Annotated in this window: 21 protein-coding genes; 15 read left to right on the top strand and 6 right to left on the bottom strand. The window is 38.4% G+C overall.

Annotated features, from left to right (window positions below; translation table 11 throughout):
• Window positions 1-29 precede the first annotated feature (29 nt).
• Entirely contained in the window at window positions 30-923 is an 894-nt protein-coding gene (locus tag Q5794_RS17365) for a DMT family transporter (RefSeq protein WP_374988205.1), read from the bottom strand.
• A gap of 114 nt (window positions 924-1,037) precedes the next feature.
• Here Q5794_RS17365 and Q5794_RS17360 point away from each other — a divergent pair, with 114 nt between their 5' ends.
• From Q5794_RS17360 to Q5794_RS17310, 11 genes are all read left to right on the top strand, one after another.
• Window positions 1,038-1,910 (top strand): LysR family transcriptional regulator, encoded by an 873-nt coding sequence (locus Q5794_RS17360; protein ID WP_374988204.1) that lies wholly within the window; start codon window positions 1,038-1,040, stop codon window positions 1,908-1,910.
• A 131-nt stretch (window positions 1,911-2,041) separates the two neighbouring features.
• Window positions 2,042-2,821 carry an enoyl-ACP reductase FabI gene (fabI, locus tag Q5794_RS17355; protein WP_192994470.1) on the top strand — a complete coding sequence of 260 codons (780 nt, stop codon included), beginning with the start codon at window positions 2,042-2,044 and terminating at the stop codon, window positions 2,819-2,821.
• Between the two features lie 248 nt (window positions 2,822-3,069).
• Complete coding sequence (locus Q5794_RS17350) at window positions 3,070-3,387, top strand: hypothetical protein (RefSeq protein ID WP_116075353.1); 318 nt, start codon at window positions 3,070-3,072, stop codon at window positions 3,385-3,387.
• 339 nt (window positions 3,388-3,726) lie between these two features.
• Window positions 3,727-3,876: a sulfurtransferase TusA family protein gene (locus Q5794_RS17345; RefSeq protein WP_374988203.1), complete on the top strand. Its 150-nt coding sequence runs from the start codon at window positions 3,727-3,729 to the stop codon at window positions 3,874-3,876.
• A 46-nt stretch (window positions 3,877-3,922) separates the two neighbouring features.
• Complete coding sequence (locus Q5794_RS17340) at window positions 3,923-4,405, top strand: DsrE/DsrF/DrsH-like family protein (protein ID WP_013058040.1); 483 nt, start codon at window positions 3,923-3,925, stop codon at window positions 4,403-4,405.
• A 27-nt stretch (window positions 4,406-4,432) separates the two neighbouring features.
• A complete protein-coding gene (locus Q5794_RS17335; protein ID WP_374988202.1) occupies window positions 4,433-4,789 on the top strand; it encodes a rhodanese-like domain-containing protein in 357 nt (118 codons plus the stop codon).
• A gap of 22 nt (window positions 4,790-4,811) precedes the next feature.
• Window positions 4,812-5,108, top strand: a complete 297-nt coding sequence (locus Q5794_RS17330) for a rhodanese-like domain-containing protein (RefSeq protein WP_374988201.1) — start codon at window positions 4,812-4,814, stop codon at window positions 5,106-5,108.
• Window positions 5,109-5,163: 55 nt separating this feature from the next.
• Window positions 5,164-5,715, top strand: coding sequence for a sulfurtransferase TusA family protein (locus Q5794_RS17325; RefSeq protein ID WP_374988200.1), 552 nt, complete (start codon window positions 5,164-5,166; stop codon window positions 5,713-5,715).
• 62 nt (window positions 5,716-5,777) lie between these two features.
• Window positions 5,778-6,905, top strand: coding sequence for an MBL fold metallo-hydrolase (locus tag Q5794_RS17320; RefSeq protein ID WP_374988199.1), 1,128 nt, complete (start codon window positions 5,778-5,780; stop codon window positions 6,903-6,905).
• A gap of 35 nt (window positions 6,906-6,940) precedes the next feature.
• Window positions 6,941-7,165 carry a sulfurtransferase TusA family protein gene (locus Q5794_RS17315; protein WP_374988198.1) on the top strand — a complete coding sequence of 75 codons (225 nt, stop codon included), beginning with the start codon at window positions 6,941-6,943 and terminating at the stop codon, window positions 7,163-7,165.
• 70 nt (window positions 7,166-7,235) lie between these two features.
• Entirely contained in the window at window positions 7,236-8,012 is a 777-nt protein-coding gene (locus Q5794_RS17310; RefSeq protein ID WP_192994458.1) for a sulfite exporter TauE/SafE family protein, read from the top strand.
• Window positions 8,013-8,052: 40 nt separating this feature from the next.
• Here the strand turns inward: Q5794_RS17310 and Q5794_RS17305 are convergent, their stop codons facing one another.
• On the bottom strand, window positions 8,053-8,229 hold the full coding sequence (locus Q5794_RS17305; protein ID WP_165592324.1) for a hypothetical protein: 177 nt from the start codon (window positions 8,227-8,229) through the stop codon (window positions 8,053-8,055).
• Between the two features lie 439 nt (window positions 8,230-8,668).
• On the opposite strand from Q5794_RS17305, the gene Q5794_RS17300 reads away from it, so the two are divergent.
• From Q5794_RS17300 to Q5794_RS17290, 3 genes are all read left to right on the top strand, one after another.
• Complete coding sequence (locus tag Q5794_RS17300; protein WP_374988197.1) at window positions 8,669-9,871, top strand: PLP-dependent aminotransferase family protein; 1,203 nt, start codon at window positions 8,669-8,671, stop codon at window positions 9,869-9,871.
• A 5-nt stretch (window positions 9,872-9,876) separates the two neighbouring features.
• On the top strand, window positions 9,877-10,479 hold the full coding sequence (locus tag Q5794_RS17295; RefSeq protein ID WP_328245377.1) for a dienelactone hydrolase family protein: 603 nt from the start codon (window positions 9,877-9,879) through the stop codon (window positions 10,477-10,479).
• A gap of 105 nt (window positions 10,480-10,584) precedes the next feature.
• Window positions 10,585-11,199: a GNAT family N-acetyltransferase gene (locus tag Q5794_RS17290; protein ID WP_374988196.1), complete on the top strand. Its 615-nt coding sequence runs from the start codon at window positions 10,585-10,587 to the stop codon at window positions 11,197-11,199.
• Between the two features lie 49 nt (window positions 11,200-11,248).
• On the opposite strand, the gene Q5794_RS17285 is transcribed toward Q5794_RS17290, so the two are convergent.
• The 4 genes from Q5794_RS17285 to Q5794_RS17270 all read right to left on the bottom strand — a co-directional run bounded on the left by Q5794_RS17285 (window position 11,249) and on the right by Q5794_RS17270 (window position 15,733).
• Window positions 11,249-13,192 (bottom strand): ABC transporter permease, encoded by a 1,944-nt coding sequence (locus tag Q5794_RS17285; protein WP_374988195.1) that lies wholly within the window; start codon window positions 13,190-13,192, stop codon window positions 11,249-11,251.
• Entirely contained in the window at window positions 13,182-13,943 is a 762-nt protein-coding gene (locus Q5794_RS17280; protein ID WP_192994448.1) for an ABC transporter ATP-binding protein, read from the bottom strand. The genes Q5794_RS17285 and Q5794_RS17280 overlap by 11 nt, the downstream gene beginning before the upstream one ends.
• A gap of 100 nt (window positions 13,944-14,043) precedes the next feature.
• Window positions 14,044-15,048 (bottom strand): sensor histidine kinase, encoded by a 1,005-nt coding sequence (locus Q5794_RS17275; RefSeq protein WP_374988194.1) that lies wholly within the window; start codon window positions 15,046-15,048, stop codon window positions 14,044-14,046.
• Window positions 15,041-15,733: a response regulator gene (locus Q5794_RS17270; protein ID WP_374989227.1), complete on the bottom strand. Its 693-nt coding sequence runs from the start codon at window positions 15,731-15,733 to the stop codon at window positions 15,041-15,043. Before Q5794_RS17270 ends, Q5794_RS17275 begins: the two co-directional genes overlap by 8 nt.
• 170 nt (window positions 15,734-15,903) lie before the next feature.
• On the opposite strand from Q5794_RS17270, the gene Q5794_RS17265 reads away from it, so the two are divergent.
• On the top strand, window positions 15,904-16,818 hold the full coding sequence (locus tag Q5794_RS17265; protein WP_374988193.1) for an NAD(P)-dependent alcohol dehydrogenase: 915 nt from the start codon (window positions 15,904-15,906) through the stop codon (window positions 16,816-16,818).
• The last annotated feature ends 114 nt before the right edge of the window (window positions 16,819-16,932 follow it).

Genomic DNA, 16,932 nt, shown 5'->3' with positions numbered 1-16,932 from the left:
AGCCGCTAGATTCATAAATCTAGCGGCTTTTACTTTGGCAATGTCTCTTGATAGCGAACTCTTTTTTTCAATAGTAAACCGTCTAACTGAGCAATTAAAATCCCCGCGACCACAATAACAGAACCAATCAATTCTTTAAGCGTAAACAGCTCATGCAAAAAAAGAACGGCAAACAGCGCAGCAAAAATCGGTTCTGTTGCAAAAATAAGTCCTGTGTGAGTAGGAGTTGTATAGCGCTGCGCAATGGCTTGACAAATGAAGCCAATCGCGCTGCAAAGAACGCCAAGACCTAAAATCGCAATCCATGATGATAAAGTAGTTGGGATGCTTGGGTGTTCAAATAAAAAGCTGCAAAGCAGTGCAAATAGTCCAGCAAACCCAAGCTGTAAAATGCCAAGAGCAATTGGATTTTCATTTTTTGTAAACGTGCCAGTTAACGTAATATGAATGGCATAACATAGTGCGGTTCCAATGCAAAGTAAATCACCAGCATTCATATGAAAGGAGTGCTTTAAAGTTAAAACACCTATACCGGTTAGGGTAGTGATAACGCCAAGCCCAATCGGCCAAGAAGGAAGCTTCTTCACTAACAAGCAGTTGAGCAACGGAACAAAAATGACCGTTAAACTGACAAGAAATCCGGCGTTTGAAGCAGACGTCATGCTAACACCAAACGTGACAAATGCAAAAACGGAAAACAGTAAAAAGCCTAAAATAGCGGATGATAAAATCGTTTTGCGCGTGATTTGTCGTAAAGGCTTATGAAAAAACAGCCCAGCAATGAAAAAAGCAATCAAACATCTAAGCGCAATAATGGTAAATGATCCGAGCGAACTCAGCCCCATTTTCATAAACACGTACGACATGCCCCAAAATACGTTTACCCCAATCATCATCATATTTGCTCGCGTGCGGTAACTCACGTTCAACCCTCCAGTGTTTATCATGTACTCACAGTATACAAAGGAATTTGATATTAATAAAATGAATCTTTATAATAATGAACGTGAATTAAATTCATGTTGAGGCGGGGTAAAATGAGCTTAGTAAAATATGAAATTTTAAACAAAGTAGCGGAATTGCAAAGCTTTACAAAAGCGGCAGATGCGATGGCGCTCACGCAGTCAGCGGTCAGTCATGCCATTACAAATCTTGAATCGGAATTTGGATTTCCGCTTGTAAATCGAAACAGATCAGGTATTACCCTAACAACAGAAGGCGAAACGATGCTTCTTGCCATTCGGAAAGTGCTGCAAGAAAATGAAAAAGTTCATCAAGAAGCAGCCAGCCTATTGGGTCTTGCAAAAGGAACCATTAAAATCGGTATTTTTAAAAGCGTGTCGACCAAGTGGCTTCCTGAAATTATTCAGCTGATGGAGAAAAACTACCCTGAGATTCAAATTCAGCTCAAGGAAGGCGACTACCTTGAAATTGAACAGTGGCTGCTGAGCGGAGAAATAGACTGCGGCTTTATCAACATTACGCATTCAAGTCAATTTCATATTATTTCTTTAAAAAAAGATCGACTGCTGTGTGTCGTATCGGGTCAAAGTGCTCTATATCATCAGAAAACCGTTTCTTTTGAAGATTTAGAGAAAGAACCGTTTATTATGCCGACGTACGGCGGTTATCATGATATTAAGCAATTGTTTGAAGAACATGGCATTCAGCCTGACATCCGTTTTGAATTAATGGATGAAAGTGCTATTTTATCAATGGTTACGCATCACTTAGGTATTAGTATTTTACCTGAAATGCTTTTAGATTCGATCCCGCAGGTGCTGCGTGCGATTCCGTTTCAAGTAGACAGCTACCGTTCAATTGGTCTAGCTACTCGTTATCATCTTTCACCTGCAGCCAAAAAATTTGCTGGAACAACGCAAGCATGGCTGCAAAATTCGGACAAGTAAAAAGTTATTTATAAAACCAAAAACGGATATTTCATAAGACTCTTAGGAACTAAGCGCATCTTTGTGCTATAATAAAGCTATACAATTACCTATTAGTCATCATTGATGACTAATTTTTTTTGGAGGATAATATGGAAGATTTATTACAATTAAAGAACAAGAACATTGTGATTATGGGAGTTGCAAACGACAGAAGTATTGCTTGGGGTGTTGCAAAAGCCCTTCATCAAGTAGGAGCAAACTTAATTTTCACATACCGTAAAGAACGTTCACTAGGAAAATTAAACAAGCTGTTAGAAAAAAATGAAATTCAAGCGACATTAATTGCTGAATGTGACGTAAACAGTGACGAAAGCATTGAAGCAGCGTTCAAAAAAATCGGAGAAGAAGCAGGCACAGTTCACGGAGTCATCCACTCTGTTGCATTTGCTCATTCAGAAGATTTAAACGGTGAGTTCATTAATACATCAAGAAGCGGATATGCATTTGCTCAAGATACAAGCGCTTATTCATTTATCGCGGTAGCGAAAGCAGCAAAACCTCTTATGACAGAAGGCGGTTCTCTTATAGCGATGAGCTATCTTGGTGCAGAACGTGCGGTTGAAGGCTATAACGTAATGGGTGTAGCAAAAGCAGCACTTGAGTCTTCAGTAAAATATTTAGCATTAGACTTAGGAAAAGATAATATCCGCGTAAATGCGATTTCAGCAGGCCCAATTCGTACGCTTGCAGCGAAAGGCATTTCTGACTTTAACCAAATTCTTCACAAAGTTGAAGAAAAAGCACCTCTTAAGCGTAACGTAACGCAAGCAGAAGTTGGCGACATGACGGTTGTATTACTGAGCCATCTTTCACGCGGCGTAACGGGAGAAATCGTACACGTAGACGCTGGTTACAATATTGTAGGTTAATAAGTAAACACCTTCTCAAATGAGAAGGTGTTTTTTTGCGCCGAGTTCAGAAATTTAATGCCTTTTACTCTATTACAATGATCAGATTTTTTTATTCACAAACGCACTATATAGCTATAAAGCGTACATTCTTTTATAACTGTCAATATGAATACATAAGAAATCAAAACGCCCATATTTAAAAAAAGATAAGCTCTAAATCAAAGAATGAACATATGATGTGGCAAAGGAAAAGGAGTTGAAGAAACATGCATCAAGGACAGCAGCATTATGTTCCATGGGAACAATGGCATCACCAGCACCCGCACGGCACGTGGAATCAATGGCATCAGCAACATCCCCATGTACCTTGGGAGCAGTGGCATAAACAGTATCCGCACGGCACGTGGAATCAATGGCATCAGCAACATCCATACACACCTTGGAATCAGTGGCATCAGCAGTATCCGCACGGCACGTGGAATCAGTGGCATCAGCAAAATCCATACGTGCCTTGGAATCAGTGGCATCAGCAGCACCCACACAGTTCGTGGAATCAATGGCATAATATCTATCATCAAAGCTAATCAGCTTTTTACCATAAAAGGTCCGGTTCTCCTTAGGAACTGGACCTTTTGTGTGCAGACGTGAATGACACAGCAAGATTATTCTCCAGCGTGATATATTACCCCCAATGGTTCATTAGAATAGAAAAAGTATGTTAAGTTTTTTGCTTGATAGGGGAGGGGGTACACGAATTAAAGCAAGTTAAAGAAAACATGCGTGATCTCTAGTCGCTATAAAGGGGAGCAGTTCATAGTCATGCATTCGTATAGACAAGAAAAATTAAATGAGATTATTCCACTTGACATTATACCTATAGGGGTATAATATGAATCCTGTAAACAACATCATTCAAAAAAACAATGGACACTTTAGCGGCAGGTAAAGTATTAGAAATGCAAACCACGGATACTAAAAGTGATTTAACAGCGTGGGCAAAATCAACAGGACACGAGCTTATTGATTTTAAAGAAGAAGGCAGCACATTTATCTTTTACATTCAAAAGAGCTAATTTTTTTAGAGTTAAATATACCCCATAGGGTAAGAGGAGGAACAACATGACTGAACAAAAGAAACGAACAACAATTGTATTATTTAGCGGGGATTATGATAAAGCGATGGCAGCTTATATTATTGCCAACGGAGCGGCTGCTTATGATCACGAAGTGACGATATTCCATACGTTCTGGGGGTTAAATGCGCTTCGTAAAGAAGAAATGGTGCCGGTGAAAAAAGGATTTTTAGAAAAGATGTTTGGCAAAATGATGCCGCGCGGTGCGGATAAAATGGGCTTATCTAAAATGAACTTTGCAGGTATGGGACCTAAAATGATTAAAAACGTAATGAAAAAGCATAATGCCTTAACGCTGCCGCAGCTTATCGAAATGGCGCAAGAACAAGATGTGAAGCTAGTGGCTTGTACGATGACGATGGATCTTCTAGGGTTACAGGAAAAAGAACTGCTAGATAATATTGAATATGCGGGCGTAGCGGCGTATTTAGCCGACGCAGAAGACGGAAACGTAAACTTATTTATCTAAAAGATAACTCATGAAGCGAGGGTTAATATGATTATCAATGCGCTTATTATCGTCTTTCTGTTGTGGTTTCTATATCAACGTTTTGCACCAGTAAAAGGAATACAGCAAATATCGACGATGGAATTAAAAGCAGAGTTAAAAAATAAACATAAACAGTTTATCGATGTGCGAACACCACATGAATTTCGGACTAAACACATTAAAGGGTTTCGAAACATTCCTTTATCAGAGCTGCCGGCGCAAACAGGCCAGCTTTCAAAAGGCAAAGAAGTAGTCGCTATTTGTCAAAGCGGAATGAGAAGTATGAAAGCAAGTAAGCTTTTGAAAAAGCAAGGTTTTACATCCATCACCAACATTAAAGGCGGAATGAATACGTGGAGATAAATCAAGAAGGAGGAGACGTAGCGTGAAGACAATAGCAGCACAAGAAGTAGAACAATTAGTAAAAAAACAAGAACAAATTCACATTTTAGACGTGCGTGAAGTAGAGGAAGTAAAAACAGGTAAAATTCCAGACGCGTTAAATATCCCGCTTCCTTTTTTGGAATTCCGTATGCATGAGTTAGATAAAGAAAAAAATTATATTGTTGTCTGTCGTTCTGGAGGCAGAAGCGGTATGGCAGCTCGTTTTCTTGAGCGGCAAGGCTATAGTGTAACGAATATGACCGGCGGAATGATGGAGTGGAAAGAGGAAACGGTCTAATTTTTTTAGAGAAAAATATACCCCTACTAGTATTTAAACCAAGGAGGAAAAAGAAATGATGCAAGCAAACTTCGTATTAGATGCAAAAGGACTAGCGTGTCCAATGCCAATCGTAAGAACAAAGAAGAAAATGAATGAATTAGAAGCAGGTCAAGTACTAGAAATTCAAGCAACGGATAAAGGCTCTACGGCTGACTTACAAGCGTGGGCAAAAAGCACAGGTCATGAGTATTTAGGTACCGAGACAGAAGGTGACGTTCTTCACCACTTTCTTCGTAAAGGCGGTGCCGAAGAAAACGTAACGCCAATTCCTGAAATTTCATTAGAAGAATTTGCGAAAAAAGTAGAAAATGATGAACATCTTCATATTTTAGACGTTCGTGAAGTAGAAGAATACGATGCAGCTCATATTCCAGGCGTAGTTCATATTCCTCTTGGTGAAGTAGAAAAACGTTCGAATGAGCTAAATAAAGAGAATGAAATTTATATTATTTGCCGCTCTGGAAGACGAAGTGAAATGGCAGGGCAAACGATGAAAAAGCAAGGATTTAAAAACTTAGTTAACGTGGTTCCTGGTATGCGTGACTGGACAGGTAAAGTAGAATAACTAATGAATCATAGTGAATTAAAAAAATTTGATAGTTTATATACCTAAGGAGGTATTTTAATATGACAGTACACGTACTTACAGCAAAAGAAGTTACATCTAAAATTATCAATAAAGAACCACTATTTATCTTGGACGTTCGTAATGAAAGTGATTTTAGTGATTGGAAAATTGAAGGTCATCAATTCCAGCATTTAAACGTTCCGTACTTCGATCTTTTAGACGGAGTAGAAGAAATCTTAGAAAAAATCCCTTCTGATAAAGAAGTGTTAGTTGTCTGCGCCAAAGAAGGTTCATCCGTGATGGTAGCTGACATGCTTTCAGAAGCGGGTCTTACCGTATCGTACCTTAAAGGCGGTATGAAAGCGTGGAGTGAATATTTAGAGCCTGTTAAAGTCGGCGGTTTAAAAGACGGCGGAGAGATCTATCAGTTTGTTCGTATCGGTAAAGGATGCTTATCTTATATGATCGTATCAAACGGTGAAGCGGCTATTATTGATGCGACGCGTATGGCGGATGTGTATATTAACTTTGCCAAAGAACTTGGTGTCACTGTTAAGCATGTGTTTGATACGCACCTTCACGCAGATCACATTTCAGGAGGAAGAGTTATTGCTGAAGCAACAAATGCAGCGTACTGGCTGCCTCCAAAAGATGCAGAAGAAGTGATTTTTGACTACAAGGCGTTAGAAGAAGGCAGTGATGTCGTGATTGGTAACACAACGATTACGATTCAGCCTCTTTATTCACCGGGTCATACGATTGGATCAACTTCTTTCATCGTAGACGATCAATACTTGCTTTCAGGTGATATTTTGTTCATTGATTCAATTGGACGTCCTGATTTAGCTGGTATGGCTGAAGACTGGGTAGGGGATCTGCGCGAGACGCTTTATAAACGCTATAAAGCATTATCAGATGACTTAATCGTATTGCCAGCTCACTTTATGATTATTGATGAGCTAAATGACAACGGCAGCGTGGCTGAAAAGTTAGGTACTTTGTTTGCAGAAAATCATGGATTAAACATTAAAGACGAAGCAGAGTTCAGACACTTAGTAACAGATAACTTACCGCCGCAGCCAAATGCATATCAAGAAATCCGTGAAACTAATATGGGAAAAGTAAATCCAGATGAAGAAAAACAGCGTGAAATGGAGATTGGACCAAACCGCTGTGCAATTCGCTAAGTAAAAAATTCAACTTAAACAAAGGAGAGAGAGAAATGGAATCAAATAAAGTACTAGATGCAAAAGGGCTGGCCTGTCCAATGCCGATTGTTAAAACAAAAAAAGCAATGAATGCACTAGAAGCAGGTCAAGTGTTAGAAATTCACGCAACGGATAAAGGGGCGAAAAATGACCTTGCAGCTTGGGCAAAATCTGGCGGTCATGAGCTTCTTCAGACGGAAGAAGGCGACGTTCTTAAATTTTGGATTAAAAAAGGATAAGAAATAATGGACGAAAAGGGTATCTCTTGTAAAAGGTACCCTTTCCTTATATGAAACGGAGCGACTATAGATGGATCTTACATTTATCATCACGCTTTTTCTTATTGGATTTATTGGGTCGTTTATTTCCGGTATGGTCGGTATTGGCGGGTCTGTTATTAATTATCCGATGCTGTTATATATTCCTCCATTAGTAGGAGTAGGAGCATTAACGGCTCATCAAGTCTCAGGTGCAGGAGCTGTTCAAGTGTTCTTTGCGACAATAGGCGGCGTATGGGCGTATCGAAAAAGCGGATTTTTAAACAAATCATTAATTTTATATATGGGCAGCAATATTCTAATCGGCAGCATGCTTGGAAGCTATAGCTCACATTATATGAGTGAACAAGGATTAAATGTTATATATGGAATTTTAGCTCTTATTGCGGTTATTATGATGTTTATTCCAAAGAAAAATTTAGATGAGATAAAAGAAGGCGAACTTCAATTCAATAAAGGGCTAGCTTCTATTTTATCACTGCTTATCGGAGCCGTAGCAGGCGTGTTAGGAGCAGGAGGAGCCTTTATTTTAGTTCCTGTGATGCTCGTGGTACTTAAAATTCCAACTCGAATTACCATCGCAACTTCACTAGCCGTTACCTTTATTTCTTCCATTGGTTCGACGGTTGGAAAGCTGATAACGCATCAAGTCCCATTTATACCTGCACTTATTTTAGTTGCTGCAAGCCTAATTGCCTCTCCAATCGGTGCAAAAGTGGGGCAGAAAATGAATACAAAAGTGCTTCAGTGGATCCTTGCCGGTTTAATTTTAGCAACGGCAATTAAGATTTGGTGGGGGCTGCTATAAAAAAAGCTAAAGCTATGGATTCCCATAGCTTTAGCTTTTTTTATAGTACTTCATCACTTTCCACAAACGTTTCAAGCGCAGGATGAAATTCTTTTTGATAGTGGTTAGACGGACATACTTTCACAACAGTAGAGCGAAGAGCATTGGATTTTGATGTATTTAACACTTGCTTACATTTTGGGCATCGTTCATTAAACAGCAAATGAAGCCATTTCACTTTTCATCACTCCTGTATTAAAACCTTATATCCTTATCGAGTTAATAAGAATTATAACGAGTTTTATAGGGAAGGTCAATGAAAAGGGAAGGGATCTTACAAAATAGTTTACTGAGATAAATATATTCGCATAAAAAATTAAGAATTTATAGAATTTATTGTTTATTTATTTGATTTTTATGTTATCCTTTTTAACATACATTAAATACAAGGCCATAATTATCGTACGACCTTTGATTTGTATTACAAATAGTGAATGAGAAAAATATGTACCGAAAGGAGAACGTGGCATCAAGAAGAAATGAAGAGTCAGAGAGCAAGCAGATGCTGGTTGTCTATTAAAAAGGCATCTTTAAAGGCTTCTGTTTTAATTTTTCTGACTATTCTAATAATTGACTCGTTATTAAAAGTTTAAAATCTAGAAAAGGAATGATCATCAATGAAAGATAAATTTGCCCAACGAGCTAGTCTTGTAAAATCCTCTGAAACGCGCGAAATTTTAAAAGTGACGGAACGACCAGAAGTGATTTCATTTGCAGGAGGACTTCCAGCGCCGGAGCTATTTCCCGTTGAAGCAATGAACGATGCGTGCCGCGCCGTATTAAATGAAGACGGAGCCGCTTCGCTTCAATATAGTACAACAGAGGGGTATATCCCTTTAAGAGAGGCAATTTCTAAACGAATGCAGGACATCGGCATCGAATCCACTGTTTCGAACATTTTAATTACGTCCGGATCTCAGCAGGCAATCGATCTTACCGGAAGACTGTTTCTTAATGACAGAGACGTGGTAATCTGTGAAAGCCCCACGTATCTAGCGGCTATTAACGTCTTTAAATCCTACAATGCGACGTTTGTAGAAGTGGACATGGACGAAGACGGAATGATTATGGAAGAGCTAGAGAAAAAGCTTCAGGAAAATCCCCATGCTAAATTTATTTATACGATTCCTGATTTTCAAAATCCTACAGGGCGCACCTTAACGCGAGAAAGACGTCAGCGAATGATCGAACTTGCGAACGCATACGACGTGCTGATTGTAGAAGATAATCCGTACGGAGGAGTCCGATTTGCAGGAGAAACGCTGCCGCCGGTTAAGCATTTTGATACAGAAGGCAGAGTGATTTACATCAGCACCTTCTCTAAAATCTTTGCACCAGGTCTTCGAATCGGCTGGGTATGTGCAGATGAAGCTTTTGTTGATAAGTACGTAGCGTTTAAGCAAGTGGCTGACTTGCATACGGACAGCTTTGCTCAGCGCGTAACGGCTAAGTACATGGAGCTTTATGATATCGAAGAGCACATTCAAAAAATTAAAGCCGTATACAAAGAGCGATGTACCCAAATGTTATCGTGCATCGAAGAATTTTTCCCGGAGAATTTGTCTTACAGTAAGCCAGAAGGCGGATTGTTTATTTGGGTGGAACTGCCCCAAGGAATCGATTCAGCACATATCTTTTCAGAATGTCTAAAAAATAACGTAGCCTGCGTGCCAGGAACGCCATTCTTTCCAAACGGCACAAGAAACAATGCGCTGCGCTTGAATTATTCTAATATGTCTGCTGAACAAATCGTTGAAGGCATGAAGCGCATGGGAGACGTATTGCATCGTGAATTGACAAGGGAAACGACTGTTTTATAAAAGGAATGAAAAAATCAAATAAAGCGATTTTATTGATTCATGAAATATACGGTGTGAACGATCATATGAAGTTTATGAAAGAGAAATTTTCTAAGTTAGAGGCAGATATTATCTGTCCTAACTTATTATCTAAAGACGTTTCTTATAGTTATGAAGAAGAAGGAATGGCTTATCAAAACTTTGTTCAAAACATTGGTATTGATGAGGGTTCAAGACAAATTACTAACATGTTAATTCAACTAAAACAAGAATATGAAGAAGTAGGAGTTATAGGCTTCAGTGTAGGAGCAACAATATCGTGGCTATGCAGTGAAAGCAATTTGTGCAACTTTGTGATTGGCTGTTACGGATCGCGTATTAGAGATTATGTAAATAGAAGTCCTGTTTGCCCAACTCTTCTTATTTTTCCTGCTGAAGAGCAAACATTTGATGTAGACTGTTTAATAAATTCATTAGAGCAAAAAAGAGAGCCGCTTTTGGCAATCAAAAAGTTTTATGGTGTTCATGGTTTTATGAATCCTTTTTCACAAACCTTTAATAAAGAATCAGCAGACCAAGCCTTCCAAACAATAAGTGATTTTCTCGAAAAAAACTTAGCTGATAACTAGTATTATAATGAAAGTGATACCTTACAATAAGCAGAAACTGACCCTTTTTCAGTACATATACATGTATTAACATTTTCTTTAGACGTATTGAAAAGGAGCGAGGTTATGCTAAAGTCAGGTGAACTTGTAGGAACAGCGGTAAAACTAGTACCGCTTGAAAAAAAGCATGAGCAAGAATTATATGAAGCTGCAAAACCGAAAGAAATTTGGGAGCACCTCCCGGTAAAAGTTCATAGTCTAAGTGATATGAAACGGCTAATTGAAAGTGCTTTAAAAGCAAAGCAAGAAGAAAGAGAGCTGCCTTTTGCTGTCTTTGATGTAGAATCACATTCGATTGTAGGAAGTACGAGATTTTTAGATATTTCACTTCCAAACAAAAGCGTAGAAATAGGTTGGACGTGGTATCATCCGTCCGTGTGGCGCACCCGGGTTAATACGGAGTGTAAGTATTTATTATTAAAATACTGTTTTGAAGAGCTGAAGCTTCACCGCGTTCAATTCAAAACGGATGTGCGAAACAATCGGTCTAGAAAGGCTATTAAACGTTTGGGTGCCACGCAAGAAGGTGTCATTAGAAAACATATGGTTTTATCTGATGGATACGTACGAGATTCGGTTATCTTCAGTATAATTGACAACGAGTGGCCGTTTGTCAAAAAGCGACTAGAAGTTTTTTTACATGCAGCCAGTCAGGGAAACACAGAAAATATCAGCAGTTAATGGCATTTAAAGATAAAAAGCACAAGCTATAGCTTGTGCTTTTTTATCTTTAAAGAGCTTCTTTAATAATCTTTTTATAGTAAAGAACAGATAAAATACCAAAAATAGAGTAGAGGGCCGTATAGATAATCATGACGATAATCATTGGTGTCCAAAGCTCTGTTCCAAAAAAGAACCAGCCGGACTGTACGGCAAAATAGCTGTGAAGCAAGCCGACGGTTAACGGGATGCCGAAGTTAAAAAGCTGCTTAATTATTATTCCAGTTAGTAAGTCTTTTTCTGTAAAGCCTAATTTTCTAAGAATCGTATAGTTTGGTTTTTCGTCTTCACTTTCATCCATTTGCTTAAAGTAAAGAATGCACCCTGATGTGATTAAAAAGGCTAGTCCAAGGAAAGCGACAATGAACATAATTAGACCCATAGTCTGCTTTTGGCTTTTTACCGTTTCGATACGCGAATCATTGAAGGTATGATTGCCCAATTTCATTTCTTTGAAAATCTCATTTGCTTTTGGTAAGTCATTTTCTTGTGATATATCTATCCCTGTGTACACAGAAGATTCTCTTTGAATAGAAGGATCCACGTCTTTTTCCAGTTCATTAAACACGGAATCGGCTACAATCACAGTAGGCATACCGCTCGTAAAATAGGTAGATAAGAGAAATTTTCGATTTAAACCTATATACTTTTGCGGAATGACTTTTTTCTTTCCTTTTAGCTCAATTTCTCCGGAATCTTTAAATGAATTTACTCGTTGAAGCATATCATTATAGCCGGTAAACAAAGTTTCATTTTGAGCTACATTTACACCACTAACAGATTTTTCATTAACAACCGAAAAAATCATAGCGGACGAGTCCACCATTGGACTTTTTAGTTCATTTTCTAAGATGTTTTTTACGTTTGCTTTTACTTGGATGACGTCGATTTTTTTTTCTGTATATGCTATTTTCTTTCGATCCAGTGCGGCTTTAAACGAAGCAGCGTCTTTTGTATTATTGATAGAAAAATCGTTAGGCACATAATCTTCGGCCGACTTTTCAGCAGAATAATAAGAGATGTAGCTCAAGCACAATAGGCCAATAGCAAGAGCCGAGACGGTTGTAATAACCGTCAGCAACAATGCATTTGATTTCATGCGAAACATAATGGAAGAAAGAGATAATACATTGTTAATCGATAAGTAGCCTTTTTTGCTTTTTCGCATAAGATTTAATAAAAAGCGAACCGAGCCTTTATAAAACAAATAGGTTCCGATGATAACCAAAGCTAAAATGGATACCATTGCGATGGACAAAGCATTCATGCTTGTAAAAGATCCGTCAAACAATTTAGCAGAAATATAGTAGCCGGAAGCAATAAAGATCATACCAAGAATTCCAATAATAATTTCAAGAATACTAATTTTTTTTGTTTTGCTTTCTGTTGATGACGTAACGCGGAATAGTGCTAAAATGGTCTGTCTTTTAATAAAAAGATAGTTCATCGTCATAATCAACAAATAGATGACTCCGAATACAATCAGCGTTTGAATCAGGGCTTCTTCGGAAAAATGAAGCTTGGCAATGCCTTTTGTATCGGTGATTTTAAATAAAATCATGATGATTACTTTTGAAAACGAAAACCCGATTAAAATGCCGACAATCAGTGAGCTAAAGTACAGCATAAAATTTTCAGCCGTCAAAATACGAAAAATTCTTGTTTTGGTCATGCCAATCAGCTGAAATAAGCCAATTTCTTTACTGCGCCGCTTAATAAAAATCGTATTTGCATATAATAGAAAGATAGAAACAATAGCTACAAGTAAAACAGAAGCGGCCCGAACCGCTGCTCCTCCTTTAATGGAGCCTTTGGTTGCGTCAAGAGCCGGGTCATACTGAAGCGTGACAAAAGCAAAATATAAAGCTGCACTGAACATCAGCGCAAAAACGTATAAATAATAGTTTTTTACATTCTTTTTGAAGTTGCGGAAAATCAGCTGATTAATGTTCATGTTGAACTCCGCCTAGCACGCCTTGAGTTTTCATAATATCGTCAAAAAAGGCTTTTTGCGTTTGATCGCCTTTGTACAGCTGCGTATAAATTTGTCCGTCTTTTATAAAAATGACTTTGCTGCAGTAGCTGGCTGCCACTGGGTCGTGCGTTACCATCACTATACTTGCGCTTCTTTTGTTATTAAGATCCGTCAGTTTGTTTAACAAATCGCTGGCCGCTTTTGAGTCAAGTGCACCTGTTGGTTCGTCAGCAAAGATCATGCTTGGTTCATGAATAAAGGCTCTTGCGGCAGAGGTACGCTGCTTTTGTCCGCCCGAAATTTCATTTGGATATTTATCTTTTAGCTCATAGATGCCGAGCTGTTTGGCTAGCGCGTCAAATTTTTTGTGAGCTACTGCCGAAGGAGTTTTTACAACAGAAAGAGGCAAGAGGATATTTTCTTTGACTGTCAGCGTATCGAGCAAGTTATAGTCTTGAAAAATAAAGCCTAAATGTGTTTTTCGGAAGTTCGCTAACTGCTTTTCTTTCATTCTGCTAATTTCATTTCCTTCAATCTTGATCGTTCCGCCGTTGATTTTATCAATCGAGGAAAGCACGTTCAGAAGCGTGGTTTTACCTGAGCCTGAAGCTCCCATAATTCCTACAAATTCTCCTTTCATAATCGTAATATCTACACCTTTTAATACTTCTTGTTTATTAAATTTATTTCCGTAGCTTTTATGAATATTAGTAGCTTCTAATATGTTCATATATATTCACTCCTTTGATCTGATACGTTTATTATAAAAAAAGAGCTTTAGCTTTTCCTTTGATTCACCGAACAAATGACGAAAGCATGTGACATTTTTGTCATATGCTTTTCATTTCCACAAAATCATTTGATTTAGGAAAGGCAAGTGTAAACGTTGTGCCTTCATTAAGAGCAGACTGCACGCCAATGTGAATAGAAAGAGCATGCGCAGCTTTTTGAGCGAGATATAAGCCCATGCCTGTGGCACGGCTGTCTTCATGCTGCGTAGTTGAGGTGAAACCTTTCTCAAAAATGCGCGGCATATCTTGAGGAGAAATGCCCCGTCCGTTATCTTTTACCTCGATGTATACTTGACCGTGGTGCTCGTAGCTTCTAATCATCACATCAGCTTCTTCACTGTACTTGACTGCGTTTGTTAACAGCTGTCTCATAATAAATGAAAGCCACTTTGCGTCACACAGTACACGTTCTGCCTGCAGGTCCACATCAAACCCAATATTTTTTTGCATGCACCAAGCTTGCAGCGTTTTGATTTCAGTGAAAATAAGGGACTCTAAATCCAGATGTTCAATATACATATCATTTTCGATAAAGAAAATGCGCTTTTGATGCAGCTGTTGATCAAGTAAAAAGTGAATACGTAGCCACTCGAACGTCAAGTTTGCTTTAACTTCTCGATTTTCTAAGCGTTCAATTATTAAATGCATCGCAGTTAACGGCGTTTTAATTTCGTGAATCCAAGCTAACAGTTCATCTTTTTCCTGCGTCACGTGCAGCTGAGTTTGCACGCCATCTTTTTTCGCTTGTTCTAATTGTTGCATCAGATTTCGCTGAACAATCTTTTCAAACGGACGCAGCGGATGAGAAAGAGTAGAAGAATCAAAGAAGTCTTCTTCATCTTTTAGCTTTTGATAAAATTTCGTTTCTATATGATAGCGGAAGACGCAGAAAATAAGAAAGATAATCGATGATAAAAACACGATATAAAGAATCGAAGACAGAGGAATGGATTCATCAATATACGCGATAAATAGCATAAAAAAATGTATGATAAAAAAGAAAAGGATCCAGCTTAGACGCTCGCGAATAAAGAGTTTAATCATAGCGTTCCTCTTCAATGGCTACGTAGCCTTGACCGACTTTTGTTTCAATAAAAGTTCCCAGTCCAATTTCATCTAATTTTTTTCGCAGGCGATTGACGTTTACCGTCAGCGTATTATCACTGATAAACCGTTTATCTTCCCACAAACTATTAATCAGTTCATCTCGGCTTACAATCGTATTCTTTTTATGTATTAAGCATTTTAAAATAAAGATTTCATTTTTGGTTAAATCGATAGCTGTAGATCCCGCTGATACTTTGTTTCTTTCATAATCAATCGTAGCTCCTTGCCATGAAAGAAGGTTTACTTGTTCAACGCTGTAATTATATACGCGGCGGAGAAGGGCCTGTATTTTTGCTACAAGCACATCAAAATGAAACGGCTTTTGCACAAAGTCGTCTGCTCCAAACTGCATAGACATTACCATATCAGAAGGATGATCACGTGAAGATAGGAAGATGATAGGGATTTTTGAATGAGAACGAATCATTCTGCACCAGTGAAATCCGTCATACTTCGGCAGCTGAATATCCATAATAACTAAATCAGGTTTTACCTCGCTAAACTCCTGCATAACGTTACTGAAATCACGGATGCCGTAAACATCATAAGACCATTGCTCCAACCGCTCTTTCAGTTCGTTAAACAGCGTTACATCGTCTTCAATTAAAAGAAGTTTAAACAATAACACGTACCACGCTTTCTGTTTTTATACTTATTTTATAGCAATATCCTTTTATTTACCATATGTGATAGTAGATTCACCGGCGTTCTTTATAAAATGTGAAAGAATAGCTTTCGACGAGCATAGTTTATAAACATATATTGAACTCTAGTGAAAAAGGGAGAGCTGTTATGAAAGCAATGGTATGTACAAAGTATGGTAAACCAGATGTTCTTCAGCTTGAAGAAGTGGAAAAGACTATTCCAAAAGAGAATGAAATACTGATAAAAATTCATGCCACCACGGTCACATCGGGCGACTGCAGAGTGAGGAGTTTTAATAGTCCACTGCTACTGTGGCTTCCAATGCGAATAGTTTTAGGATTACGGAAGCCTAGAAAATCAATACTAGGCGTAGAGCTGGCCGGAGAGGTAGAGGAAGTTGGAAAGAACGTAACGCGGTTCAAAAAAGGTGATCAGCTTTTTGCGATGACAGGTATGAAGTTCGGAGGATATGCGGAATATATCTGCTTACCAGAAAAGGGGACAATAGCCGTAAAGCCAGAGAATGTAACCCATGAAGAAGCCGCTTCTATTTCTTTCGGCGGCACGACGGCTCTGCATTTTTTTAGAAAAGGAAACATTCAAGCTGGGCAAAAAGTGCTTATCTACGGTGCTTCAGGTGCCGTAGGAACTGCCGCTGTACAGCTTGCTAGCTATTACGGAGCTGAAGTGACAGGCGTATGCAGTGCTAAAAATAGTGAATTAGTAAAGTCTTTAGGAGCAGACCGCGTCATCGACTACCAACACGAAAATTTTACTGAAAAAGAAGAAAGATACGATCTTATCTTTGATGCCGTTGGGAAAATAGCAAAAAATCAGTGCAAGGAAGCGTTAGCCTTAAATGGACGCTTTGTTTCGGTCGAAGGGCAAGGAATCGCCAAAGTGCAGACGAAAGATTTATTACTTCTTAAAAAGCTGATGGAAGAAGGGAGGATAAAATCAGTGATTGATAGATGCTACTCTTTAGAACAAGTTCCAGAAGCTCATGAGTATGTAGAAACCGGACATAAAATAGGAAATGTAGCTATAGTTTTAAAAGAATAAAAGCACATATTTAAAAAGCTAATTTGACTTACCTGGATAGTAGGTATAACATGCAGATAAGTCAACTAAACATCTATTTAAAATCGATCGACCAGACGACTGGAGATGCTTTGA

Source organism: Priestia megaterium (assembly GCF_041941685.1).
Taxonomy (GTDB): domain Bacteria; phylum Bacillota; class Bacilli; order Bacillales; family Bacillaceae_H; genus Priestia; species Priestia megaterium_C.
The sequence above is the reverse complement of the archived record's forward strand: the minus strand, read 5'-3'. Positions and strand labels throughout refer to the sequence as shown.